At 68.7% G+C, this 25,039-nt stretch carries 21 protein-coding genes and 4 tRNA genes; 4 read left to right on the forward strand and 21 right to left on the reverse strand.

The genetic code is table 11. The features are described from left to right. Positions 1–42: 42 nt before the first annotated feature. Positions 43–513 (reverse strand): 30S ribosomal protein S7, encoded by a 471-nt coding sequence (gene rpsG, locus KAK03_RS07290; protein ID WP_210801699.1) that lies wholly within the window; start codon positions 511–513, stop codon positions 43–45. Positions 514–692: 179 nt separating this feature from the next. Beyond that, a complete protein-coding gene (gene rpsL / locus KAK03_RS07295) occupies positions 693–1,070 on the reverse strand; it encodes a 30S ribosomal protein S12 (protein WP_210852871.1) in 378 nt (125 codons plus the stop codon). Positions 1,071–1,325: 255 nt separating this feature from the next. Between rpsL and KAK03_RS07300 the strand changes: the two genes are divergently transcribed. Further along, positions 1,326–1,775, forward strand: a complete 450-nt coding sequence (locus KAK03_RS07300) for a PIN domain-containing protein (protein WP_210852872.1) — start codon at positions 1,326–1,328, stop codon at positions 1,773–1,775. Between the two features lie 54 nt (positions 1,776–1,829). Here the strand turns inward: KAK03_RS07300 and rpoC are convergent, their stop codons facing one another. The 18 genes from rpoC to KAK03_RS07390 all read right to left on the reverse strand — a co-directional run bounded on the left by rpoC (position 1,830) and on the right by KAK03_RS07390 (position 20,381). Continuing rightward, on the reverse strand, positions 1,830–6,056 hold the full coding sequence (gene rpoC, locus KAK03_RS07305; protein ID WP_210852874.1) for a DNA-directed RNA polymerase subunit beta': 4,227 nt from the start codon (positions 6,054–6,056) through the stop codon (positions 1,830–1,832). 82 nt (positions 6,057–6,138) lie between these two features. Next, complete coding sequence (gene rpoB / locus KAK03_RS07310; RefSeq protein WP_210852876.1) at positions 6,139–10,260, reverse strand: DNA-directed RNA polymerase subunit beta; 4,122 nt, start codon at positions 10,258–10,260, stop codon at positions 6,139–6,141. 342 nt (positions 10,261–10,602) lie between these two features. After that, positions 10,603–10,983, reverse strand: a complete 381-nt coding sequence (gene rplL / locus KAK03_RS07315; protein ID WP_210852878.1) for a 50S ribosomal protein L7/L12 — start codon at positions 10,981–10,983, stop codon at positions 10,603–10,605. Between the two features lie 50 nt (positions 10,984–11,033). Further along, entirely contained in the window at positions 11,034–11,555 is a 522-nt protein-coding gene (gene rplJ / locus KAK03_RS07320) for a 50S ribosomal protein L10 (RefSeq protein ID WP_210852880.1), read from the reverse strand. A 299-nt stretch (positions 11,556–11,854) separates the two neighbouring features. Continuing rightward, positions 11,855–12,565 (reverse strand): 50S ribosomal protein L1, encoded by a 711-nt coding sequence (gene rplA, locus KAK03_RS07325; protein WP_210852882.1) that lies wholly within the window; start codon positions 12,563–12,565, stop codon positions 11,855–11,857. Between the two features lies 1 nt (position 12,566). Then, positions 12,567–12,998: a 50S ribosomal protein L11 gene (rplK, locus tag KAK03_RS07330; RefSeq protein ID WP_210852883.1), complete on the reverse strand. Its 432-nt coding sequence runs from the start codon at positions 12,996–12,998 to the stop codon at positions 12,567–12,569. A gap of 170 nt (positions 12,999–13,168) precedes the next feature. Beyond that, positions 13,169–13,747 (reverse strand): transcription termination/antitermination protein NusG, encoded by a 579-nt coding sequence (gene nusG / locus KAK03_RS07335; RefSeq protein ID WP_210852884.1) that lies wholly within the window; start codon positions 13,745–13,747, stop codon positions 13,169–13,171. A 34-nt stretch (positions 13,748–13,781) separates the two neighbouring features. Beyond that, entirely contained in the window at positions 13,782–14,168 is a 387-nt protein-coding gene (gene secE, locus KAK03_RS07340) for a preprotein translocase subunit SecE (protein WP_210852885.1), read from the reverse strand. A 157-nt stretch (positions 14,169–14,325) separates the two neighbouring features. After that, a tRNA-Trp gene (locus KAK03_RS07345) sits at positions 14,326–14,401 on the reverse strand. A gap of 19 nt (positions 14,402–14,420) precedes the next feature. After that, entirely contained in the window at positions 14,421–15,611 is a 1,191-nt protein-coding gene (tuf, locus tag KAK03_RS07350) for an elongation factor Tu (protein ID WP_210801697.1), read from the reverse strand. A gap of 55 nt (positions 15,612–15,666) precedes the next feature. Then, positions 15,667–15,741: transfer RNA gene (locus tag KAK03_RS07355), tRNA-Thr, on the reverse strand. An 85-nt stretch (positions 15,742–15,826) separates the two neighbouring features. After that, positions 15,827–15,900, reverse strand: a tRNA-Gly gene (locus KAK03_RS07360). A gap of 99 nt (positions 15,901–15,999) precedes the next feature. Then, positions 16,000–16,085: transfer RNA gene (locus tag KAK03_RS07365), tRNA-Tyr, on the reverse strand. A gap of 62 nt (positions 16,086–16,147) precedes the next feature. Further along, positions 16,148–16,864, reverse strand: a complete 717-nt coding sequence (locus KAK03_RS07370) for a uracil-DNA glycosylase (RefSeq protein ID WP_375140972.1) — start codon at positions 16,862–16,864, stop codon at positions 16,148–16,150. A gap of 5 nt (positions 16,865–16,869) precedes the next feature. Next, complete coding sequence (gene trpC, locus KAK03_RS07375) at positions 16,870–17,658, reverse strand: indole-3-glycerol phosphate synthase TrpC (RefSeq protein ID WP_210852887.1); 789 nt, start codon at positions 17,656–17,658, stop codon at positions 16,870–16,872. Between the two features lie 12 nt (positions 17,659–17,670). Further along, the gene (gene trpD / locus KAK03_RS07380) at positions 17,671–18,702 is read right to left on the reverse strand and encodes an anthranilate phosphoribosyltransferase (protein ID WP_210852888.1); all 1,032 of its coding nucleotides are present in this window, start codon (positions 18,700–18,702) and stop codon (positions 17,671–17,673) included. An 18-nt stretch (positions 18,703–18,720) separates the two neighbouring features. Beyond that, entirely contained in the window at positions 18,721–19,797 is a 1,077-nt protein-coding gene (gene ltaE, locus KAK03_RS07385; RefSeq protein WP_210852889.1) for a low-specificity L-threonine aldolase, read from the reverse strand. After that, complete coding sequence (locus KAK03_RS07390) at positions 19,794–20,381, reverse strand: aminodeoxychorismate/anthranilate synthase component II (RefSeq protein WP_210801712.1); 588 nt, start codon at positions 20,379–20,381, stop codon at positions 19,794–19,796. The genes ltaE and KAK03_RS07390 overlap by 4 nt, the downstream gene beginning before the upstream one ends. 334 nt (positions 20,382–20,715) lie before the next feature. Between KAK03_RS07390 and bchI the strand changes: the two genes are divergently transcribed. Beyond that, positions 20,716–21,744, forward strand: a complete 1,029-nt coding sequence (gene bchI / locus KAK03_RS07395; protein WP_210852890.1) for a magnesium chelatase ATPase subunit I — start codon at positions 20,716–20,718, stop codon at positions 21,742–21,744. After that, positions 21,741–23,507 carry a magnesium chelatase subunit D gene (locus tag KAK03_RS07400; protein ID WP_210852891.1) on the forward strand — a complete coding sequence of 589 codons (1,767 nt, stop codon included), beginning with the start codon at positions 21,741–21,743 and terminating at the stop codon, positions 23,505–23,507. The genes bchI and KAK03_RS07400 overlap by 4 nt, the downstream gene beginning before the upstream one ends. On the opposite strand, the gene bchO is transcribed toward KAK03_RS07400, so the two are convergent. After that, on the reverse strand, positions 23,483–24,334 hold the full coding sequence (gene bchO, locus KAK03_RS07405; RefSeq protein ID WP_210852892.1) for an alpha/beta fold hydrolase BchO: 852 nt from the start codon (positions 24,332–24,334) through the stop codon (positions 23,483–23,485). The genes KAK03_RS07400 and bchO overlap by 25 nt on opposite strands. 44 nt (positions 24,335–24,378) lie before the next feature. On the opposite strand from bchO, the gene KAK03_RS07410 reads away from it, so the two are divergent. Beyond that, entirely contained in the window at positions 24,379–25,029 is a 651-nt protein-coding gene (locus tag KAK03_RS07410) for a biliverdin-producing heme oxygenase (RefSeq protein ID WP_210852893.1), read from the forward strand. Positions 25,030–25,039 lie beyond the last annotated feature (10 nt).

A 25,039-nucleotide genomic window follows, 5' to 3' on the forward strand; every position in this document is an offset into this window, starting at 1 on the left:
GCCCGGGTCAGCGTTAACCCTGAGCGGCCAAAGAACGGTGGTTTAGAAGCGGAAGTGCGAGAAGGCCTTGTTGGCTTCGGCCATGCGGTGCACTTCGTCGCGCTTCTTCATCGCGCCGCCGCGGCCTTCCGAGGCCTCCAGCAGCTCGTTGGCCAGGCGGGCAGCCATCGACTTCTCACCACGCTTGCGGGCCGACTCCTTGAGCCAGCGCATCGCCAGGGCCATGCGGCGGATGGGACGAACTTCCACGGGAACTTGGTAGTTCGCACCACCGACGCGGCGGCTCTTGACTTCGACCATGGGCTTCACGTTGTTCAGCGCGGTCATGAACACTTCCAGCGGATCCTTGGCGGCCTTCTTCTCGACTTGCTCGAGGGCGCCATAGATGATGCGCTCAGCCACGGCCTTCTTGCCGGACTCCATGATGACGTTCATGAACTTGGACAGATCGACCGAGCCGAACTTCGGATCGGGCAGGATCTCGCGCTTGGGGACTTCGCGACGACGAGGCATTTCACTCTTCCTTCATCTTCAGTGGGTGGCAGCCACCTGCTCACCTGGAGGGACCACGCTTGCACGAGGCGTTTCGGGCCCTTCACTTACTCGACCGCACCGTATCGGGGTGGGGCCGCAACTGGGATCACATCAGCAGCCTGGCAGGCCGGTGTGACACGAACGGGTCAGACGGCCGATCAGGCCTTCTTGGGACGCTTGGCGCCGTACTTGGAGCGGGCCTGCTTGCGATCCTTGACGCCTTGCAGGTCCAGCGAGCCACGCACGATGTGGTAGCGCACACCCGGCAGATCCTTCACACGGCCGCCGCGCACGAGCACGACGCTGTGTTCCTGCAGGTTGTGGCCTTCACCGCCGATGTACGAGATGACCTCGAAACCGTTGGTCAGGCGCACCTTGGCGACCTTCCGCAGCGCCGAGTTCGGCTTCTTCGGGGTCGTGGTGTAGACGCGGGTGCAAACCCCGCGGCGCTGCGGGCAGTTCTGCATCGCAGGCGACTTGGACTTCGTGACCTCGACCTGACGGCCTTGGCGCACGAGCTGGTTGATGGTGGGCATGGGTAACTTGTTCCCGTTTGAAGTTACGACGAAAAATTCCTTCCGGCTGGCGTCCAGCGCCTTGCGGGCCCTGGTGTCGCCCCGCAGGCGAATGCCCCGGGGCCCTGCGCTGCGCGCCGCAAAACGGCAACGGCGCCACCGGGTTGTCCAGGCAGCGCCAAGCGCGGCAGAATGTGCCGAAAAGCCGAACATTATAGGTCGACCCCGGCACGGCACGCAAGCCGCCCGGGCGCCCGACCCCAGCGAGCCATCAATGTGAACACCTACTCTCGCTCAGAGAGCCTGGATGCGGTGCTGGACACCCAGAGCATCCTCGACTGGCTGCACTTTGCCGACCCGCGATGCACCGCCTGGGAGGCCTGGCGGCAGGCCGGCGCCTGGCGCTGGCGGATCGCCGCGCCGCTGCGCGACGAACTGGCCCACGTGCTGGCCCGGGGTCGGCTGCCGGCCGCGGCCCCGTCGGGCCAGCCGGTGCTGGCGCAGGTGGACGTGCGGGCCCTGCCCGGTGAGCTGCCCACCCCGGCGCCGCTGCCGAGCCTGCGCTGCACCGACCGCGACGACCAGAAGTTCATCGACTTCGCGCTGGCCTGCGGCGCGCGCTGGCTGGTCAGCCGGGACAAGGCGGTGCTGAAGCTGCGCCGGCGCGCGCTGGCGCTGCACGGCCTGCAGATCGTCCACCCGGACGACTGGCGACCGGCCGGCTGAACGAAAAAAGGGCGACCTCTCGGTCGCCCTTCCTGGGGTGGCAGCCGCCGCGGCTTATTCGCCGGCCGGTGCGTCGCCCGCGTCATCCAGCGCGGCCAGCTGCGTGGCGGCCAGTTCCTCGGCCTCCTGCAGCGCGATGGCGCGACGCTCGGTCTCGTCCATCTCTTCCTTGGCCTTGCGGGCCTGGTGGAAGGCCATGCCAGTGCCGGCCGGGATCAGGCGGCCGACGATGACGTTTTCCTTCAGGCCGCGCAGCGAGTCGCGCTTGCCCATGATCGCCGCCTCGGTCAGCACGCGGGTGGTCTCCTGGAAGGAAGCCGCGGAGATGAACGAATCGGTCGACAGCGAGGCCTTGGTGATGCCCAGCAGCACGTCCTGGTAGGTGGCCGGCAGCTTGTCCTCGGCGCGCAGCTTCTCGTTGGTGTTGAGCAGCTCGGAGCGCTCCACCTGTTCGCCGGCGATGTAGGTCGAGTCGCCCGGGTTGACGATCTGCACGCGGCGCAGCATCTGGCGAACGATCACCTCGATGTGCTTGTCGTTGATCTTCACGCCCTGCAGACGGTAGACGTCCTGCACCTCGTCGACGATGTAGCGCGCCAGCTCCTCGACGCCCAGCAGGCGCAGGATGTCCTGCGGATCCGCCGCGCCGTCGACGATCAGCTCGCCGCGGTTGACCACCTGGCCTTCGTGCACCAGGATGTTCTTCTCCTTGGGCACCAGCTCCTCGAACACCTTGCCGTCCGGGTCGGTGATCTGCAGGCGCACCTTGCCCTTGGTCTCCTTGCCGAAGGACACCGTGCCGGTGATCTCGGCCAGCGTGCCCTTGTCCTTGGGCGAGCGGGCTTCGAAGAGCTCGGCCACCCGCGGCAGACCGCCGGTGATGTCACGGGTCTTCTGGCCTTCGACCGGGATGCGCGCCAGCACTTCACCCGGCGCCAGGTCCTGGCCGTCGCGGATCTGGATCAGCGCGCCCACCTGGAAACCGATCGTCACCGAGTGGTCGGTGCCGGGGATCTTGACTTCCTGGCCGGCGGCGTCGAGCAGCTTGACCTGCGGACGCACGACCTTGGCCGCGCCGCGGCGCTTCGGGTCGATCACCACCAGCGTCGACAGGCCGGTGACCTCGTCCACCTGCTTGGCGACGGTGACGCCTTCCTCGACGTTCTCGAAGCGCGCCTTGCCGGCGAACTCGGTGATGATCGGGCGGGTCAGCGGGTCCCAGTTGGCCAGCACGGTGCCGGCCTTGATCTGCTGGTCGGCCTTGACGTTCAGCGTGGCGCCGTACGGCACCTTGTGGCGCTCGCGCTCGCGGCCGTGCTGGTCGGAGATGATGATCTCGCCGGAACGCGAGATCACCACCAGCTCGCCCTTGCCGTTGGTCACGTAGCGCATCGTGGCGTTGAAGCCGATGAAGCCGTCCGACTTGGCATCCACGCTGGAGGCCACCGCTGCACGCGACGCCGCACCACCGATGTGGAAGGTCCGCATCGTCAGCTGCGTACCCGGCTCGCCGATCGACTGCGCGGCGATCACGCCCACCGCTTCGCCGGTGTTCACCAGGCCACCGCGGCCCAGGTCGCGGCCGTAGCACTTGGCGCACAGGCCGAAGCGCGTGCCGCAGGTCAGCGGGGTGCGGACCTTGACCTCGTCGACGCCGGCCGACTCGATGACGTCCAGGTTGTCCTCGTCCAGCATGGTGCCGGCGGGGATCAGGATCTCCTGGGTCTCGGGGTGGGTCACCTCGACCGCGGTGACGCGGCCCAGGATGCGGTCGCGCAGCGACTCGATGACTTCACCGCCTTCGACCAGCGCGCGCATGGCGAAGCCGTGCTCGGTGCCGCAGTCGTCCTCGACCACCACCAGATCCTGCGTGACGTCCACCAGGCGGCGGGTCAGGTAGCCGGAGTTCGCGGTCTTCAGCGCCGTGTCCGCCAGGCCCTTGCGGGCGCCGTGGGTGGAGATGAAGTACTGCAGAACGTTCAGGCCTTCGCGGAAGTTCGCGGTGATCGGCGTCTCGATGATCGAGCCGTCCGGCTTGGCCATCAGGCCCCGCATGCCGGCCAGCTGGCGGATCTGGGCGGCGGAACCCCGCGCGCCCGAGTCGGCCATCATGTAGATCGAGTTGAACGACTCCTGGTCGACTTCCTTGCCGTGACGGTCGATGACCTTCTGCTTGGACAGCTGCGACATCATGACCTTGCCGACCTCGTCGCCGGTCTTGCCCCAGATGTCCACGACCTTGTTGTAGCGCTCACCGGCGGTGACCAGACCCGAGACGTACTGCTGCTCGATCTCCTTGACCTCCTTCTCGGCACGCTCGATCAGGCCGGCCTTCTGCGGCGGCACCAGCATGTCGTCGATGGCGATCGAGATGCCGGCGCGCGTGGCCAGGCGGAAGCCCGACTGCAGCAGCTTGTCAGCGAAGACCACGGTCTCCTTCAGGCCGCACTTGCGGAAGGAGACGTTGATCAGGCGCGAGATTTCCTTCTTCTTGAGCGCCTTGTTGATGTTGGCGAACGGCAGGCCCTTGGGCAGGATCTCGGAGAGCAGCGCACGGCCGACAGTGGTGTCGACCAGCTTGGTCTCGGGCTGGAACTCGCCGTCGGCGTCCTTGGTCCACTCGACCAGGCGCACCGAGATCTTAGAGGTGATCTCGACCGCACCGTTGTCCAGCGCGCGCTGCAGCTCGACGGTGTCGGAGAAGACCATGCCTTCGCCCTTGCCGTTGATGCGCTCGCGGGTGGCGTAGTACAGGCCCAGCACCACGTCCTGCGAGGGCACGATCGACGGCTCGCCCGATGCCGGGAAGAGCACGTTGTTCGAGGCCAGCATCAGGGCGCGGGCTTCCATCTGCGCTTCGATCGACAGCGGCACGTGGACGGCCATCTGGTCGCCGTCGAAGTCGGCGTTGAAGGCCGCGCAGACCAGCGGGTGCAGCTGGATCGCCTTGCCCTCGATCAGCACCGGCTCGAAGGCCTGGATGCCCAGGCGGTGCAGCGTCGGGGCGCGGTTGAGCATGACCGGGTGTTCCTTGATGACTTCCTCAAGGATGTCCCAGACCACCGGCGTGCCCGATTCCACTTCCTTCTTCGCCGCCTTGATGGTGGTGGCGATGCCCATCGCCTCCAGCCGGCTGAAGATGAAGGGCTTGAACAGCTCCAGCGCCATCAGTTTGGGCAGGCCGCACTGGTGCAGCTTGAGCGTCGGGCCCACGGTGATGACCGAGCGGCCCGAGTAGTCGACGCGCTTGCCCAGCAGGTTCTGGCGGAAGCGGCCGCTCTTGCCCTTGATCATGTCGGCCAGCGACTTCAGCGCGCGCTTGTTCGCGCCGGTCATGGCCTTGCCGCGACGGCCGTTGTCCAGCAGCGAATCGACGGCCTCCTGCAGCATGCGCTTTTCGTTGCGCACGATGATCTCGGGGGCCTTGAGCTCGAGCAGACGGGCCAGGCGGTTGTTGCGGTTGATGACGCGACGGTAGAGGTCGTTCAGGTCCGAGGTGGCGAAGCGGCCGCCATCCAGGGGCACCAGCGGACGCAGGTCCGGCGGCAGCACCGGCAGCACGTCCATCACCATCCAGTGCGGCTTGATGCCCGACTTCTTGAAGGCCTCCATCACCTTCAGGCGCTTGGAGTTCTTCTTGACCTTCAGCTCGCTGCCGGTCATGTCGTTGCGCAGCTTGTCGATCTCGACGTCGAGGTCCATCTCGGCGAGCAGCTTCTGGATGCCCTCGGCGCCCATCAGGGCCTCGAAGTCATCGCCGAAGGCGGGATCGGCACGCTTGGCCTCGTACTCGTCCTCGCTCATGATGCTGAACTTCTTCAGCGAGGTCATGCCGGGGTCGACGACGACGTAGGCTTCGAAGTACAGCACGCGCTCGATGTCGCGCAGCGTCATGTCGAGCACCAGGCCCAGACGCGACGGCAGCGACTTCAGGAACCAGATGTGGGCGCAGGGCGCGGCCAGGTCGATGTGGCCCATGCGCTCGCGGCGCACCTTGGTCTGGGTGACTTCAACGCCGCACTTCTCGCAGATCACGCCGCGGTGCTTCAGGCGCTTGTACTTGCCGCACAGGCACTCGTAGTCCTTGATCGGGCCGAAGATCTTGGCGCAGAACAGGCCGTCACGCTCCGGCTTGAAGGTGCGGTAGTTGATGGTCTCGGGCTTCTTCACCTCGCCGAACGACCACGAACGGATCTTCTCGGGCGAAGCCAGCCCGATCTTGATCGCGTCGAAGTGTTCATCCGGGGTGAACTGCTTGAAGAGGTCCAGCAAGCCTTTCATGGCTTAACTCCTAATGTGGTATCGAGATGGAAAAGGGGACGGATGACTGAAGCGGCAGGCGCGGGGCCTGCCGCCCAGGCGATCAGTTCTTCTCCAGCTCGATGTCGATACCCAGCGAGCGGATTTCCTTCACCAGCACGTTGAACGATTCCGGCATGCCGGCATCGATCGCGTGCTCGCCCTTGACGATGTTCTCGTACACCTTGGTGCGGCCGTTCACGTCGTCCGACTTGACGGTCAGCATTTCCTGCAGCACGTAGGCGGCACCGTAGGCTTCCAGCGCCCAGACTTCCATTTCGCCGAAGCGCTGGCCGCCGAACTGCGCCTTGCCGCCCAGCGGCTGCTGGGTGACCAGGCTGTACGGGCCGGTGGAGCGGGCGTGCATCTTGTCGTCGACCAGGTGGTGCAGCTTCAGCACGTGCATGTAGCCCACGGTGGTCGGGCGCTCGAAGCGCTCGCCGGTGCGGCCGTCATGCAGCCAGGCCTGGGTGCGGGTGTCGGTCAGGCCCTTGCGGGTGGCGATGTCTTCCGGGTAGGCCAGCTTCAGCATGGCGCGGATTTCCTCTTCCTTGGCGCCGTCGAAGACCGGCGTCGCGAAGGGCACACCCTTGCTGAGTTCCTGGGCCATCTCGATGACCTCGGCGTCGGTGAACTCGCCCAGGTTCTCGGACTTGCCGCCCGACTGGTTGTAGAGCTCGTCCATGAACTGGCGCAGCTCGGCCACCGCGGCCTCGCGCTGCAGCATGTCGCCGATGCGCTGGCCGATGCCCTTGCCCGCCCAGCCCAGGTGCACTTCCAGCACCTGGCCGACGTTCATCCGCGAGGGCACGCCCAGCGGGTTCAGCACGATGTCGGCGGGGGTGCCGTCGGCCATGTAGGGCATGTCCTCGACCGGCACGATCTTGGACACCACACCCTTGTTGCCGTGGCGGCCGGCCATCTTGTCGCCAGGCTGCAGGCGGCGCTTGACGGCCAGGTAGACCTTGACCATCTTCAGCACGCCGGCGGGCAGCTCGTCGCCCTGGGTCAGCTTCTTGCGCTTCTCTTCGAAGGCGAGGTCGAAGCCGTGGCGGGTCTGCTCGAGCGAGTTCTTGATCGACTCGAGCTGGTTGGCCAGGGTCTCCTCGGCCGGACGGACGTCGAACCAGTGGTACTTGTCGATGCCGGCCAGGTACTCCTTGGTGATCGACGCGCCCTTGGCCAGGCGCTGCGGGAGGCCATTGGCCACGCTGCCGACCAGCAGCTTCTCGATCCGGTCGAAGGCGTCGGCCTCGACGATGCGCAGCTGGTCGTTCAGGTCCAGGCGGAAGCGCTTGAGTTCATCGTCGATGATCTGCTGGGCGCGCTTGTCGCGCTGGATGCCTTCACGGGTGAAGACCTGCACGTCGATGACGGTGCCCTGCGTGCCCTGGTCGACGCGCAGCGAGGTGTCCTTCACGTCGGAGGCCTTCTCGCCGAAGATCGCGCGCAGCAGCTTCTCTTCCGGGGTCAGCGTGGTCTCGCCCTTGGGGGTGACCTTGCCCACCAGCACGTCGCCGGGGTTGACCTCGGCGCCGATGTAGACGATGCCCGACTCGTCCAGGCGCGCCAGTTGCTGCTCGGACAGGTTGGGGATGTCGCGGGTGATTTCCTCGGCGCCCAGCTTGGTGTCGCGGGCCATGACCACCAGTTCCTCGATGTGGATCGAGGTGTAGCGGTCTTCGGCGACGACGCGCTCGCTGATCAGGATCGAGTCCTCGAAGTTGTAGCCGTTCCAGGGCATGAACGCGACCAGCATGTTCTGGCCCAGGGCCAGCTCACCCAGGTCGGTCGACGCGCCGTCGGCCACCACGTCGCCCGCCGCCACCTTGTCACCGCGGCGCACGATGGCGCGCTGGTGGATGTTGGTGTTCTGGTTCGAGCGCTGGTACTTGATCAGGTTGTAGATGTCGACGCCGACTTCACCGGCCACGGCTTCCGCGTCATTGACGCGGATCACCACCCGGTTGGTGTCGACATAGTCGACCACGCCGCCGCGGCGCGCCGTGACCACGGTGCCCGAGTCGACCGCGGCGACGCGCTCGACACCGGTGCCCACCAGGGCCTTCTCGGGGCGCAGCACCGGCACGGCCTGGCGCTGCATGTTGGCGCCCATCAGCGCGCGGTTCGCGTCGTCGTGCTCCAGGAAGGGCACCAGCGAGGCCGCCACCGAGACGATCTGCGTCGGCGCCACGTCCATGTACTGGATGCGCTCGGGCGAGGTCAGCACCGATTCGCCGTTCTCACGGGCCGAGACCAGCTCGTCGGTCAGCGTGCCGTCGGCGCCCAGCGAGGCGTTCGCCTGGGCGATGACGTACTTGCCTTCCTCGATGGCCGACAGGTAGTCGATCTGGTCGGTCACCTTGCTGTCGACCACGCGGCGGTACGGCGTCTCGAGAAAGCCGTACTCGTTGAGCTGGGCGTACAGCGCGAGCGAGTTGATCAGGCCGATGTTCGGGCCTTCCGGCGTTTCGATCGGGCAGACGCGGCCGTAGTGCGTGGGGTGCACGTCGCGCACCTCGAAGCCGGCGCGCTCGCGGGTCAGACCGCCCGGGCCCAGGGCCGAGACGCGACGCTTGTGCGTGATCTCGGACAGCGGGTTGGTCTGGTCCATGAACTGCGACAGCTGCGACGCTCCGAAGAACTCCTTGAGCGCCGCGGAGATCGGCTTGGAGTTGATCAGGTCGTGCGGCATCAGGGCCTCGGTCTCGGCCTGGCCCAGACGCTCCTTGACGGCCTTCTCGATGCGGGCCAGGCCCGAGCGGTACTGGTTCTCGGCCAGTTCGCCCACGCAGCGCACGCGGCGGTTGCCCAGGTGGTCGATGTCATCGACCTCGCCGCGGCCGTTGCGCAGTTCGACCAGGATCTTGACGACGTCCAGGATGTCCTCGTTGGACAGCGTCATCGGGCCTTCGGGGGCGTCGCGGCCCACGCGGGCGTTGAACTTCATGCGGCCCACGCGCGACAGGTCATACGTGTCGGCGCTGTAGAACAGGCGCTGGAACAGGGCCTCGACGGCGTCCTCGGTCGGCGGCTCGCCGGGGCGCATCATGCGGTAGATCGCGACGCGGGCGGCCAGCTGGTCGGCGGTCTCGTCCAGACCCAGGGTCTGGCTGATGTAGGCACCCTGGTCCAGTTCATTGGTGAACAGGCACTGGATGTCCTTGATGCCGGCGGCGCGCAGCTTCTTGAGCAGCGACTCGGTCAGCTCGTCGTTGGCCTTGGCGATGATCTCGCCGGTGTCCGGGTCGACCATGTTGCGGGCCACGATGCGGCCCACCAGGAAGTCTTCCGGCACCGAGATGAAGGTGGTGCCGCCCTGCTCGAGCTGGCGCACGTGGCGCGCGGTGATGCGCTTGTCCTTCTCGACGATGACCGCGCCGGTCTTGTCGGTGATGTCGAAGCGGGCCACCTCGCCCTTCAGGCGCTCGGGCACGAACTCCATCTGCGCGCCCGCATCCATCAGGCGGAAGGTGTCGTTCTTGAAGAAATGCGCCAGGATCTGCTCGGGGTTCAGGCCGATGGCCTTGAGCAGGATCGTGACCGGCATCTTGCGGCGACGGTCGACGCGGAAGTACAGGATGTCCTTCGGGTCGAACTCGAAGTCCAGCCAGGAGCCGCGGTAGGGAATGATGCGGGCGCTGAACAGCAGCTTGCCCGAGCTGTGGGTCTTGCCCTTGTCGTGCTCGAAGAACACGCCGGGCGAGCGGTGCAGCTGGCTGACGATGACGCGTTCGGTGCCGTTGACGATGAACGAGCCGTAGTCGGTCATCAGGGGCACCTCGCCCATGTAGACCTCCTGCTCCTTGATCTCCTTGACCACCTTGGCGGGATGCGCCTCGCGGTCATAGATGATCATCTGCAGCTTGGCGCGCACCGCGGCGGCAAAGGTCAGGCCGCGCTGCTGGCACTCGCGCACGTCGAACGTGGGCTTGGCGATGTTGAATTCGATGAACTTCATCTCCACGAACCCGTTGTGCGACACGATCGGGAACGCGGACAGGAAGGCGGCCTGCAAGCCTTCGGGCTTGCGCTGCTGCGGCGGGGTGTCCTTCTGCAGGAAGGCGACGTAGGACTCCCGCTGCATCGTCAGCAGGTAGGGGACGTTGAGAACGCTCTCGCGCTTGCCGAAGCTCTTGCGGATACGCTTGCGCTCGGTGTAGCTGTAGGGGGTTGCTTGCGCCATGGAAGACTCCGTATCGACAGCGCGTGCCGGCCGGTAGCACGGGCTGCGTCGGCGACTGGCTGGCCAGGCTCATCCCCTCACGGGGAGACCTGAAAGCTTGGTGGTTGGCCACTACCAACCGCTGGCGGACAACCCCGGCATTGCACCGGAGTCCGACCAAACCCGTTCTCTGCAGTCGGATCAGAGAACACTTGGAAAACCCACGATTATCACTCGGGAATTTTCCAGCTGCTCTCAACAGGGTTTTGCACCGCCGCGACCGGGGTCGCCGCGCTGCGCCCTGTAAGCGCAAAAGGCCGGGAGCCCTTGGCGGGCTCCCAGCCTCCTGGCCAGGGGGCTGAATTACTTCAGCTCGGCCTTGGCGCCGGCTTCCACCAGCTTCTTGACGGCGGCTTCGGCGTCGGCCTTGGCCACGCCTTCCTTGACGTTCTTCGGGGCGCCGTCGACCAGGTCCTTGGCTTCCTTCAGGCCCAGGCCGGTCAGTTCGCGCACGGCCTTGATGACCGAGACCTTGTTGGCGCCGGCTTCGGTCAGCACGACGTTGAACTCGGTCTTCTCTTCAGCGGCCGGGGCGCCAGCGCCAGCGGCACCGCCGGCGGCCGGGGCGGCCATGGCGGCGGCGGACACGCCGAACTTCTCTTCAATCGCCTTGACCAGGTCGTTGAGTTCCATGACGGACATGCTGTCCAGGGCGGTCAGGAAGGCGTCTTTGTCGAAAGCCATGATGGTTTCCTTGAAATCAGTGAATCAGTGAATGGGTACAGGCAGCGGGATCAGGCCGCAGGGGCCTCGGCAGGCGCTTCAGCGCCGCCACCACGCTTCTCGGACAGGGCAGCCAGGACGCCGGCCATGCGTTGCACGGGCGACATCAGCAGGCCAGCGATCTGGGCCAGCAGGACTTCCTTGCTGGGGATCGACGCCAGGGCCTTGACGCCGTCGGCGTCCAGGGCCTTGCCAGCGTAGGCACCAGCCTTGATGACCAGCTTGTCGTTGCCCTTGGCAAAGTCAGCGATGACTTTGGCCGCGGCGACGGCATCTTCCGAAAAGCCGTAGATCAGCGGACCGGCCATGCTCTCCGCGGCCACCTCGAACGGGGTGCCGGCGACAGCGCGACGGGCCAGGGTGTTCTTCAGCACGTGAAGATACACACCCTTGGCACGCGCATCGACGCGCAGCTTGTTCAGGGCTTCCACGGTGAGGCCACGGTACTCGGCCAGCGCCAGGGTCTGGGACTTGGCGGCTTGCGCTGCCACTTCCTCGATCACGGCCGCCTTCTCGTTGCGGTTGAGACTCAAGGTCTACTCCTCACATCACGCACCTTCGCCACCCTGACGGGCGACTCCGGTGCACCGGGGTTTCAGCGACCTTGCCGCTTCGAGTGAGGTGCCCATCACGGTTCACTTCCTTCGTCACGGCGGGGACGCCATCTGCGCTGGTGGACCCCTCGGGCGGACCCTTGGGTTCGATTAAGACGGCACCTGCGTGCCGTCACCAGCGGTCTTGGATGGCCCGCGCCCGGAGCAAGCTCCTGGCACGGCCCACCAATGACCAACCGGGCGTCAAGACGGCCGCCCGGCCGGATTCAATGCCTCGATCAGGCAGCGGCGGTGTTGATCGCCACCGAGCTGATGTCGACGCGGGCGCCCACGCCCATCGTCGAGGACACGGCCAGCTTGCGCAGGTAGACACCCTTGGACGAGGCCGGCTTGGCCTTGTTCAGGGCTTCCAGCAGCGCGGCCAGGTTACCCACCAGCTTGTCGTCGTCGAACGAGCGACGGCCGATCGTGCCGTGGATGATGCCGGCCTTGTCGACGCGGAACTGGACCTGACCGGCCTTGGCGTTCTTCACCGCCGTGGCGACGTCCGGGGTCACGGTGCCGACCTTCGGGTTCGGCATCAGGCCGCGCGGGCCCAGGATCTGACCCAGGGTACCGACGATGCGCATCGTGTCGGGCGAGGCGATCACCACGTCGAAGGGCATGTCACCCGCCTTGACGCGCTCGGCCAGGTCTTCCATGCCGACCACGTCGGCGCCGGCGGCCTTGGCTTCCTCGGCCTTGGCGCCCTGGGCGAACACGGCCACGCGCTTGGTCTTGCCGGTGCCGTTGGGCAGCACGACGGCGCCACGCACGACCTGGTCCGACTTCTTGGCGTCGATGCCCAGCTGCACGGCCACGTCGATCGACTCGTCGAACTTGGCGGTGGCGCAGCCCTTGACCAGGCTCAGCGCGTCATTGATGGTGTACAGCTTCAGGCTGTCGACCTTGCCCTGCAGGGCCTTGGCCTTCTTGGTCAGCTTTGCCATGTCACACGCCCTCCACGATCACGCCCATCGAGCGGGCGGAACCGGCAATCGTCTTCACCGCGGCGTCCATGTCGGCCGCCGTCAGGTCCTTCTGCTTCATCTTGGCGATCTCTTCCAGCTGGGCGCGGGTGATCTTGCCCACCTTGTTCAGGTGCGGCTTGTCCGAGCCCTTGTCCAGCTTGATCGCCTTCTTGATCAGCACCGTCGCCGGGGGCGACTTCAGCACGAAGGTGAAGGACTTGTCAGCGAAGGCGGTGATCACCACGGGCAGCATCAGACCGGGCTCCATGCCCTGGGTCTGGGCGTTGAACGCCTTGCAGAACTCCATGATGTTCAGGCCGCGCTGGCCCAGCGCCGGACCGACCGGCGGAGAGGGGTTGGCCTTGCCGGCCGGGATCTGCAGCTTGATGAAGCCGACGATCTTCTTTGCCATGAATGGCTCCTTTTCGAGTTCAGACGCTTCGGGGCATCAGCCCCTCGGCTCCTCGTCCACGACCCGTTTCGAACTTCATCAGCGGCGCCGGGTCGGGAACGCTGCTGACTGCTTTGACCTTTCGAGCCCGCCCTGAGGGGCGGACTCGACAGGTCTGACGACTCAGGTCGTCAGACCTTTTCGACCTGGGAGAAGTCCAGCTCCACCGGCGTGGCACGACCGAAGATCGTGACCGAGACGCGGACCTTGGACTTCTCGTAGTTGACTTCCTCGACGGCGCCGTTGAAGTCGGTGAACGGGCCTTCCTTGACGCGGACCAGCTCGCCGACCTGCCACTCGACCTTGGGCCGCGGCTTCTCGACGCCTTCCTGCATCTGGTTGACGATCTTCATCACCTCGGCCTCGGAGATCGGGGCCGGGCGGTTGCGCGCGCCGCCGACGAAGCCGGTGACCTTGCTGGTGTGCTTGACCAGGTGCCAGGACTCGTCGTCCATCAGCATCTCGACCAGCACGTAGCCGGGGAAGAAGCGGCGCTCGGTGACCGACTTCTTGCCGTTCTTCAGCTCGACCACTTCCTCGGTCGGCACCAGGATGCGGCCAAACTTGGCCTGCATGCCGGCGCGCTCGATGCGCTCGCGGATGTTGCGCTCGACGGCCTTCTCCATGCCCGAATAGGCATGCACCACGTACCAGCGCATGCCGTTGGCCGGTGCGTTGGCGGTGGTGTCGGGGGCGACGGATTCGCTCATTCGGATGCCTCTTGTTGGATGACCGGGTGCGCGTTCAGCGCTTCCAGCCCAGGATCAGGTCGTACAGCACCCACTCCAGCGTCTTGTCGGTCAGCCACAGGAACAGGGCCATCACGACGACGAAGGCGAACACGTACAGCGTCATCTGGCCGGCTTCCTTGCGGGTGGGCCAGACGACCTTCTTGACCTCGCGCACCGACTCGCGGCCGAAGCCGATCAGCTGCTTGCCGTTCTCGGACGTGAAGAACACGACCACCGCCAGGGCCACGCCCACCAGCAGGGCCACCACGCGCAGCCACATGCTCTGCTGGTTCAGCAGGTAGAAGGCCGCGACCGAGCCGATCAGCAGCACCGCCGCTGCGGCCAGCTTGGCCTTGTCAGCGCCGGTGGAGACAGTTTCGACTTGAGGAGAGGTGGACATGGTCTGCTTGGGTGGTCTGTCGGCCCGTCAGGAGACTGACGGCCCAACAGCAGGAAAGCCCGCCGGGCTCTGGTGGCCTGCGGGCTGCCTGCTTCGGGCTGCTGGGCTCCTTGCGGAGCCACCAACCGGGCACGCTGTTCTGCGCAGCGTGTTCAGTTGGCAGGGGCAGTAGGAATCGAACCTACAACCTTCGGTTTTGGAGACCGACGCTCTGCCAATTGAGCTATACCCCTGCGGCCTTTTCGGGAAGGTTTACTCGATGATCTTGGCCACGACGCCGGCGCCGACGGTGCGGCCGCCTTCACGGATGGCGAAGCGCAGGCCTTCTTCCATCGCGATCGGGGCGATCAGCTTGACGGTGATGCTGACGTTGTCGCCCGGCATGACCATTTCCTTGTCCTTCGGCAGCTCCACCGCGCCGGTCACGTCCGTCGTGCGGAAGTAGAACTGCGGGCGATAGTTGTTGAAGAACGGGGTGTGGCGGCCGCCCTCTTCCTTGCTCAGCACGTACACCTCGGCGGTGAAGTGGGTGTGCGGCTTGATCGAGCCGGGCTTGCACAGCACCTGGCCGCGCTCGACTTCTTCACGCTTGGTGCCGCGCAGCAGGATGCCGACGTTGTCGCCCGCCTGGCCCTGGTCCAGCAGCTTGCGGAACATTTCCACGCCGGTGCAGGTGGTCTTCTGGGTCGGCTTGATACCGACGATCTCGATTTCCTCGCCGACCTTGACGATGCCGCGCTCGACGCGACCGGTCACCACGGTGCCGCGGCCCGAGATCGAGAACACGTCTTCGACAGGCATCAGGAAGGTGCCGTCCACGGCGCGCTCGGGCGTCGGGATGTAGCTGTCCAGCGCGTCGGCCAGGCGGAAGATCGCCTGCTCGCCCAGGTCACCGGTGTCGCCTTCGATGGCCAGCTTGGCCGAGCCCTTGATGATCGGGGTGTCGTCGCCCGGGAAGTCGTACTTGCTGAGCAGCTCGCGCACTTCCATCTCGACCAGCTCGAGCAACTCGGCGTCGTCGACCATGTCGCACTTGTTCAGGAAGACGATGATGTAGGGCACGCCCACCTGACGCGCCAGCAGGATGTGCTCGCGGGTCTGGGGCATCGGGCCGTCAGCGGCCGAGCACACCAGGATCGCGCCGTCCATCTGGGCGGCGCCGGTGATCATGTTCTTCACATAGTCGGCGTGGCCCGGGCAGTCGACGTGCGCGTAGTGGCGGTTGGCCGTCTCGTACTCGACGTGCGCGGTGTTGATCGTGATGCCGCGTGCCTTCTCTTCCGGCGCCGCATCGATCTGGTCGTAGGCCTTGGCCTCGCCACCGAACTTCTTGGCCAGGATCGTCGTGATCGCCGCCGTCAGCGTCGTCTTGCCATGGTCCACGTGACCAATCGTGCCCACGTTCACGTGCGGCTTGGTCCGTTCAAACTTGCCTTTTGCCATCTTGCGCTCCTGGTGCCCCTGAGGGCGTTCGAGAACAATGAAAACGAGAAAGAGGTGGTGCCCATGGCGCGGATCGAACGCGCGACCTCTCCCTTACCAAGGGAGTGCTCTACCACTGAGCCACATGGGCATCGACACAGGATTGAGGGCTGCCGGGGCACCCCTCAGGCCTGTGTCGACTCACTCGACACACACCAACGAACCCTGTCCTTCACTGGAGCGGGAGACGGGAATCGAACCCGCGTCATTAGCTTGGAAGGCTAAGGTTCTACCATTGAACTACTCCCGCTCGGGACTCGTTCACTCATTCGCAACTTGTCGCCAGCCTTGCGGCCGGCGCACTCACCGCACCAGCCTTGCGGCTGGTGCTCTCATGACAGGTTCGCTCTGGTGGAGGAGGCTGGATTCGAACCAGCGTAGGCGTAAGCCAACAGATTTACAGTCTGCCCCCTTTAGCCACTCGGGCACCCCTCCGGAGCGAGCCCAAGAGTTTAGCAGCTTTTTCGTGCAGTGCGCAAATCGGCGCGCCAGCGCGATCAGCCCAGCCGCCAGTCGACGTCGATGCCCGCCTGGCGGCAGGCGCCGAAGTGGCCGCAGCCCAGGAAGGGCAGCGGCGGGCGGCGGGCCGACAGCGGCGACGGGTGGTTGGCCTGCAGCAGCAGGTGGCGGCCCGGCGCGGCGGCCTCGATCAGCGGCGCCTTGGCTTGCGCATGTGCCCCCCACAGCAGGAAGGCGATGCGGCGCGGCTGGCGGGCCACCGCCTCGATCAGCGCATCGGTCAGCGCCTCCCAGCCCTTCTTCGCGTGGCTGGCCGGCTGGCCGTCCTCGACCGTCAGGCTGGTGTTGAGCAGCAGCACGCCGCGCCGTGCCCAGTCGCCCAGGTGGCCATGGCGCGGCGCTGGCAGGCCCAGGTCGCGCTGCAGTTCAGCGTGGATGTTGCGCAGGCTGGGCGGGATCTTCTGGCCCGGCGGCACCGAGAAGGCCAGCCCTTCGGCCTGGCCCAGCCCGTGGTACGGGTCCTGGCCCAGGATCACCGCCCGCACCGCGTCCAGCGGCGTCAGCGCCAGCGCCCGGAAGGGCTGGGCGGGGTAGATCAGCGCGCCGGCGGTGCGGCGGGCGTCGACGTGGGCGATCAGGCCGCGGCCGGCGGACGTGCCCACCCAGGCCTCGACAACGCTTCGCCAGTCAGTGCCCACTTCCGCAATCAGCGCCTCCAGCGGCTGTTCCAGCCGCAAGCCGGCGCCGCCGAACAGGTCGCTCACGCGAACAGCGTGGCCAGGGCCACGCCCGGGTCGGGCTGGCGCATGAAGGCCTCGCCGACCAGGAAGGCGTGCACGTCGGCGGCGCGCATGCGCTGCACATCGGCCTGGCCCAGGATGCCCGACTCGGTCACCAGCAGGCGGTCGGCCGGCACGCGCGGCAGCAGGCCCAGCGTGGTGTCCAGGGTCACGTCGAAAGTGCGCAGGTTGCGGTTGTTGATGCCCACCAGCGGCGTGCGCAGGCGCAGTGCGCGGTCCAGTTCGGCGCCGTCGTGCACCTCGACCAGCACCGCCATGCCCAGGCCGTGGGCGGTGGCTTCCAGGTCGGCCATCTGGGCGTCGTCCAGGCAGGCGGCGATCAGCAGGATGCAGTCGGCACCCATCGCGCGGGCCTCGACCACCTGGTAGTCATCGACCATGAAGTCCTTGCGCAGCACCGGCAGCGCGCAGGCGGCGCGGGCGGCGCGGAGGTAGTCGGCGCTGCCCTGGAAGAACTGCACATCGGTCAGCACGCTCAGGCAGGCGGCGCCGTGGGCGGCGTAGCTGGCGGCGATGTCGGCGGGCTCGAAGGGGTCGCGCATCACGCCCTTGCTGGGGCTGGCCTTCTTGATCTCGGCGATCACACCGGCCTGGCCGGCGGCGATCTTCGCGCGCAGCGCGCCGATGAAGTCGCGCTGCCCGCCCAGCGATTCGGCCTCGCGGCGCAGGCTGGCCAGGTCGCGTGCCGCCCTGGCGGACGCCACCTCCTGGTGCTTGACCGCCACGATCTTCTTCAGGATGTCGTCCATCGACTCAGCCCCTCAGCCTTTCAAGGCCTGGGTGGCCGCGACAAACGCGCTCAGCTTGGCCATGGCCCGCCCCGAGGCCACCGCCTCGCGGGCCAGCTTCACGCCCTCGCTGATGCTGGCCGCCTGGCCGCCGCAGTACAGCGCGGCGCCGGCATTTAGCAGCACGATGTCGCGCACCGGGCCGTCCTCGTTGCCCAGCGCGCGCTGGATGCAGGCCACCGATTCATCGCGGTTGGCCACCCGCAGCACGCGGCTGTCGTAGACCGGCAGGCCGAAGTCGCTGGGGTGCACCATGTACTCGTGCACCGAGCCGTCCTTCAGCTCACCCACCATGGTCTCGCCCGACAGCGAAATCTCGTCCATGCCGTTCATGCCATAGACCACCATCGCATGCTCGGCGCCCAGGCGCTGCAGCACGCGCACCTGGATGCCCACCAGGTCGGGGTGGAACACGCCCAGCAGGATGTTGGGCGCACCGGCCGGGTTGGTCAGCGGGCCCAGGATGTTGAAGATGGTACGCACGCCCAGCTCCTTGCGCACCGGCGCCGCATGCTTCATCGACGCATGGTGGTTGGGCGCGAACATGAAGGCGATGCCGGTCTGCGCCAGGCACTGCGCCACCTGCTCCGGGTTGAGGTTGATGTGCGCGCCCAGCGCCTCCATCACGTCGGCCGAGCCGCTGGTGGACGACACGCTGCGCCCACCGTGCTTGGCCACCCGCGCGCCCGCCGCCGCGGCAACGAAGGTGCTGGCGGTGGAGATGTTGAAGGTGTGGCTGCCGTCGCCGCCGGTGCCGACGATGTCGACCAGGCCCGTGCGGTCGGCCACCGGCACCGGCGTGGCGAACTCGCGCATCACCTGCGCGGCGGCGGCGATCTCGCCGATCGACTCCTTCTTGACGCGCAGGCCGATCGCCAGCGCGGCAATCATCACCGGCGACATCTCGCCGCTCATGATGCGGCGCATCAGCGTCAGCATCTCGTCGTGGAAGATCTCGCGGTGCTCGATGACGCGGGTCAGCGCCTCGGTGTTGGTGATGCTCATGGCGGTCTTTCGGGCGGGTCAGTACGGGGCGCGCGACGCCGCGGTGGGCGCATCGGCGGCGGGATGAAGTTCGACGAAGGCGCGCACCGCGGCGATGGTGCGGTCGATGCCGGCGGCATCGACGTCCTGGTGGGTGACGAAGCGCAGGCCGATCAGGCCGGTGGCCAGGATGCCCTGCGCCGCCAAGTGGGCCAGCAGCGCCGGGCCGCGGCCGTCGGCCACATCGACGAAGACGATGTTGGTTTCGGCGCTCTTGACGCTCAGCCCCGGCAGGCCGCGCAGGCCGTCGGCCAGGCGCGCGGCCAGCGCGTGGTCCTCGTGAAGGCGGCCCAGGTGGTGGGTCAGCGCATGGTCGATCGCCGCGGCCAGCAGGCCGACCTGGCGCAGGCCACCGCCGGCCATCTTGCGGATGCGGTGGGCGCGGGTGATGAGCTCGCGCGAGCCGCACAGCAGCGAGCCCACCGGCGCGCCCAGGCCCTTGGAGCAGCAGATCGAGACGCTGTCGACGTGGCGCGTGATGCCGCGCAGCGCGCTGGCGATGTCACCGCCCGGCCCGGCCTCGGCCACTGCGGCGTTGAACACCCGCGCGCCGTCCAGGTGGCAGGCCAGGCCGCGCGAGCGCGCCAGCGCGGTGGCTTCGGCCAGGTAGTGCTGCGGCATCACATGGCCGTTCCAGGTGTTCTCCAGGCACAGCAGGCGGCTGCGGGCGAAGTGCGGGTCGTCGGGCTTGATCGCGCCGGCGATGTCGGCCAGCGCCATCTGCCCGCGCGCGTCCTGCGCCAGCGGCTGCGGCTGGATGCTGCCCAGCACCGCGGCGCCGCCGCCCTCGTAGCGGTAGGTGTGGGCCAGCTGGCCGACGATGTATTCGTCGCCGCGCTGGCAGTGCGCCAGCAGCGCGCAGAAGTTGCTCTGCGTGCCGCTGGGCATGAACAGCGCCGCCTCCATGCCGGCCAGCGCCGCCATGCGCTCCTGCAGCGCGTTGACGGTGGGGTCGTCGCCGAAGACGTCGTCGCCCACCTCGGCGCGGGCCATGGCCTCGCGCATCGCGGCGGTGGGCCGCGTGACCGTGTCGCTCCTTAGGTCGACGGTCTTCATGCGCGGCTCATCGCGACAAAGTTGCGCAGCATCGCATGCCCATGCTCGGAGAGGATGGACTCGGGGTGGAACTGCACGCCCTCCAGCGGCGTGCGGGTGCCGGCCAGTTCGCGGTGGCGCACACCCATGATCTCGCCATCTTCCGAGCGCGAGGTCACCTGCAGCGCCTCGGGCCGGGTGCTCTCCTCGATCACCAGCGAGTGGTAGCGGATCACGGTGAACTGCTTGGGCAGGCCGGCGTAGACGCCTTCGCCATCGGTGTCGATGACGCTGGTCTTGCCGTGCATCTGGGTCTTGGCGCGGATGATGCGCCCGCCCAGCGCGGCACCGATGCTCTGGTGGCCCAGGCACACGCCCAGGATTGGCAGCTTGCCGACGAAGGCCTGGATCGCCGGCACGCACACGCCCGCCTCGGCCGGCGAACAGGGGCCGGGCGAGAGCACCAGCTGGTCGGGTTGCAGGGCACCGATCTCGTCGACGGTGATCTCGTCGTTGCGCACCACCTTCACCTCTTCGCCCAGCTCAGAGAAGTACTGGACCAGGTTGAAGGTGAAGGAGTCGTAGTTGTCGATCATCAGCAGCATGGGCGCTTTCCCTTGGATGGCAGCGGAGGTCTGGCGGACCCCCGGGATTCTGGATCCCGGCGTCCCCTTCCGGCGCAGGCTGGCGCGGCAGACGGGGCGGGGAGTGGGGCGGGGCCGCAACAGCGGTCGCCCGGGGCATGGGTGGGTTCAGGCCGATGGCTTGCGCCAACGCCACCCGGAGCGCGCTGCAGGGATCAGACGGATCGCAGACATGGACCCATTATGGCCGTGTCAGCAGGCCGCCGTCACCGTGCACGCGATCGCCAGCATTGACACCACCCAGTGTCCTGTTAAATTGACAGCCTGCGGCCCCCTGCCGCCCAAGGTGATTTCCATGGCCACGCCCTACCCGTTCACCGCCATCGTCGGCCAGGAGGAGATGAAGCGGGCGCTGCTCGCCACCGTGGTCGATCCCAGCCTGGGCGGTGTGCTGATCCTGGGCGACCGCGGCACCGGCAAGTCCACCGCGGTGCGCGGTCTGGCCGCGCTGCTGCCGCCGATGCGCGCGCTGGCCGATTGCCGCTATGGCTGCGACCCGCGTGCCGGCACCGCGCGCCTGTGTCCCGAATGCCAGGCCGCCGGCCGCCATGGCCGCTCACGCAGCGCGCTGCGCCCGGTGCCGGTGGTCGACCTGCCGCTGGGCGCCACCGAGGACCGGGTGGTTGGCGCGCTCGACCTGGAACGGGCGCTGAGCCAGGGCGTCAAGGCCTTCGAGCCCGGGCTGCTGGCACGGGCGCACCGGGGCTTCCTGTACATCGACGAGGTCAACCTGCTCGAGGACCACCTGGTCGACCTGCTGATCGACGTGGCCGCCTCGGGCGAGAACGTGGTCGAGCGCGAAGGCCTGTCGGTGCGCCACCCCGCCCGTTTCGTGCTGGTGGGCAGCGGCAACCCCGAGGAGGGCGAGCTGCGGCCGCAGCTGCTGGACCGTTTCGGCCTGGCGGTGGACGTGGGCACGCCCAAGGACATTGGCCAGCGCATCGAGGTGGTGCGCCGCCGCGAGGCCTATGAGCGCGACCCCGAGGCCTTCCAGCAGACCTGGGCGGCCGAGCAGGCGCGGCTGCGGCGCCAGCTGCAGGGCGCCCAGCGCCGGCTGGCCGAGCTGGCGGTGTCCGATGAGGTGCTGACCCTGGCCGCCCAGCTGTGCCTGCAGCTGGGCACCGACGGCCTGCGCGGCGAGATTACGCTGATGCGCGCCGCCCGCGCGCTGGCCGCGCTGGAAGGTGCGGCCACCGTCACGCCGGATCACCTGCGCCGCATGGCCGCGCCCGCGCTGCGCCACCGCCTGCGCCGCAACCCGCTGGACGACGCTGGTTCGGGCGTGCGGGTGCAGCGCGCGGTGGACGAGCTGGTGCCGGCGTGAACGCCATCGCGGCCCGCCAGGCCGCCGCGCTGCTGGCGGTGGACGCCGCCGGCCTGGGCGGCGTCGCGCTGCGCGACCGCCACGGCCCGCGCCGCGAGGCCTGGCTGGCCTGGCTGGCGGCCGGCCAGCCCCCCGAGACACCCTGGCGCCGCATGCCCGCCAGCATCGACACCGGGCGCCTGCTGGGCGGCCTGGACCTGACGGCCAGCCTGCGCAGCGGCCGCCCGGTGGCCCAGCGCGGCCTGCTGGCCGAGTGCGATGGCGGCGTGCTGCTGCTGCCGATGGCCGAGCGTCTGGACCGCGGCCGCGCTGCGCTGCTGGGCCATGCGCTGGACACCCACCAGGTGGCCGTGCAGCGCGAGGGCCTGGACCAGTGCCTGCCGGCCTGCTGGGCGCTGGTGGCCATGGACGAGGGCGCCGAGCCCGACGAGACCCTGCCGCCCGCGCTGGCCGAGCGCCTGGGCCTGTGGCTGGACCTGGGCGCCTGCGGCGAAGCGCTGGACGCCCCCGTCGGCGACGAGGCTGCCGCCTGGCGCCAGCGGGTGCAAGCGGCCCACACGGCGCTGCCCTGGATCCAGGTGTCCGACGAGGCGCTGCAGGCGCTGGCCGAGACCGCCGCCGCGCTGGGCGTGGGCTCCGACCGCGCGCTGCTGCAGGCCTGGCGTGCCGCTCGCGCCGCCGCCGCCTGGGCCGGCCATGCCCAGGTGCAGGACGAGGACCTGGCCTGGGCCGCGCGCCTGGTGCTGGCGCCACGCGCCACCCAGCTGCCGCCGCTGCCCGCCGACGACACCGAGGAGACACCGGCCGAACCGCCGCCGCAGGACGCCTGCGCCGACACACCGCCCCCCGCCGACTCCAGCGATCCGGCCCCCAGCGACCAGGCGCTGGAGCAGGCCGCCGACGTGCTGCTGCAGGCCGCTCTGGCAGCGCTGCCGCCGGGCCTGCTGGCACGCCTGGCCGCCGGCCGCGCCCGCAACGCCTCGCGCAGCGCGGGCAGCGCCGGCGCCTGGCAGGTTCAGCCACTGCGCGGCCGCCCGGCCGGCGCCCACCCTGGCGACCCGCGCCGCGGCGCCCGGCTGAACCTGGTCGAGACGCTGCGAGCCGCCGCGCCCTGGCAGACGCTGCGCCGCCGCGAGCGCCCCGCCACCCCGAACCGGGTGCAGCTGCAGCGCGAGGATTTCCGCATCACCCGCCGCATCCAGCAGCGCCAGACGGTGACCATGTTCGTCGTCGACGCCTCGGGCTCGGCGGCCGCGCACCGCCTGGCCGAGGCCAAGGGCGCGGTCGAGCTGCTGCTGGCCGAGTGCTATGTGCGGCGTGACCAGGTGGCGCTGCTGGCCTTCCGCGGCCAGCCGGGTGGCCCGTCGGTGGAATGGCTGCTGCCGCCCACCCGCGCGCTGGCGCGCGCACGCCGTTGTCTGGCCGGCCTGGTCGGCGGCGGCGCCACGCCGCTGGCCGCCGCACTCGACGCCGCCTTCCTGGCCAGCCAGGAACAGTTGCGCCGCGGCGCCACGCCGGTGGTGGTGGTGCTGTCCGACGGCCGCGCCAACCTGGCGCGCGACGGCAGCCCCGGGCGCACCCAGGCCGCGGCCGATGCACTGGTGTCGGCGCGCGCCTTCGCCGGCCAGTCACTCGATCTGCTGTGGCTGGACACCGCGCCGCAGCCCCAGGCCCAGGCGCGCGAGCTGGCCCAGGCGATGGGCGCGCGCTACCTGCCGCTGCCGCACGCCGACGCGCGTCAGCTGCACGCAGCGTTGGGCTGATCCAAATCGGCCAGCAGCAGCGCGGCCAGGCGCGGCGGGTCTTCCTCATGCATCAGGTGGCCCAGCCCGTCGAGGCGCTGCACCTGCACACCCGGCCGGCGCAGCCGCGCCGCCTGCGCCGGCGGCACCACTGCGTCGCGCTCGCCCACCACCAGCGTCAGCGGGTGCTGCAGACGCGGCAGGTCACGCTGCAGGCCGGCCAGGTCCCAGTCGGCCATCATCGACAGCACGCCCGCCAGGTGGGTGGGCTGGCGCAGCCAGTGGCCATAACGGGCCACGGCGTCTTCATTCAGTGCCGAGCCGGTGGCGGCGATCAGGCGGCGCACCGCCGTCAGGTCGCGCGCGCGCCAGGCGGCCAGCGGCGGCACCAGCGGGTTCCAGGCCAGCAGCCTGGCCAGCGCCGGGTAGGTCCAGCCGGCCAGGCCGTCGAAGGGCTGCAGCGCGGCGTTCAGGCCGATCAGCCGGGTTGGGGGCGACAGGCCGCCGTCCAGCGCCAGGCGCAGCATCAGCGCGCCACCGGCGGAATGCCCCAGCACCACCGCCGGCGGCTCGGCCAGCGTGGCCAGCAGCGCGCGCAGCGCCTCGGCCATCGCCGCCATGCCGCGTCGCCCGGGCGGCAGCGGGGCGCTGCGGCCCTGGCCGGGCAGGTCGGGGGCGAGCAGGGTCCAGCCAGCATCGCGCGCCAGCCAGGCCTGCGCCAGCGTCTGGAAGCTGTCGCTGCAGGCACCGGTGCCGTGCAGGCACAGCAGCTGCCGAGGACCGTCGCCCCAGCGCGCCAGGTGCCAGCGCAGACCGCCGGCAGACACCATCGTGGTGCCCGCCCCCATCAAGCCCCCCTGCGGGCCACGGGCCAGGCCCTAAGATGGGCTGCATGAGTCCGGCCGCGCCCCCCTTTCAGCCCCTGGCCCGCCGGCTGCGCCAGGCCACGCAGACGCGCCACACCCAGGTGGAGCGCAGTGCGCTGATGCAGCGGCTGCTGCGCGGCCAGCTGGGCCGCGCCGATTACTGCGGCTGGCTGTGCGACCTGCACGCCCTGTACAGCGCGCTGGAAGACGGCCTGGACACGCCCGCCGTGCAGCAGCGCCTGGCGCCCTTGCTGGACCCGGCGCTGGCGCGCCGCAGTGCCCTGGACCAGGATCTGGGGCAGTTGCACGGCCCCGACTGGCGCGCCGATCTGCAGGCCAGTCCGCCGGCCCTGGCCTATGCGCAGCACCTGCAGGGCCTGGCCATGCGCCAGCCGCTGGGTCTGGCGGCACACGCCTATGTGCGCTACCTGGGCGACCTGGCGGGCGGCCAGGTGCTGGCGCGGGTGGTGGGCCAGAGCCTGGGTCTGGCCGGCGGCCCGGGTCTGGCGTTCTATGACTTCGGCGGTCCGGCGCGCGTGGGCGAGCTGGCCATGCGCTTTCGCAGCGGCCTGGACCAATTGGCGCGCGACGAGGACGAAGCCCAGGCGCTGGAGGACGAGGCCTGCGCCGCCTTCGACCGCCACGGCGACTGGTTCGACTGGCGCTGCCCGCCCTGACCCGCGCAGC

The sequence above is a fragment of the Ideonella alba genome (genome assembly GCF_018069845.1).
Classification (GTDB): Bacteria; Pseudomonadota; Gammaproteobacteria; order Burkholderiales; family Burkholderiaceae_C; genus Ideonella; species Ideonella alba.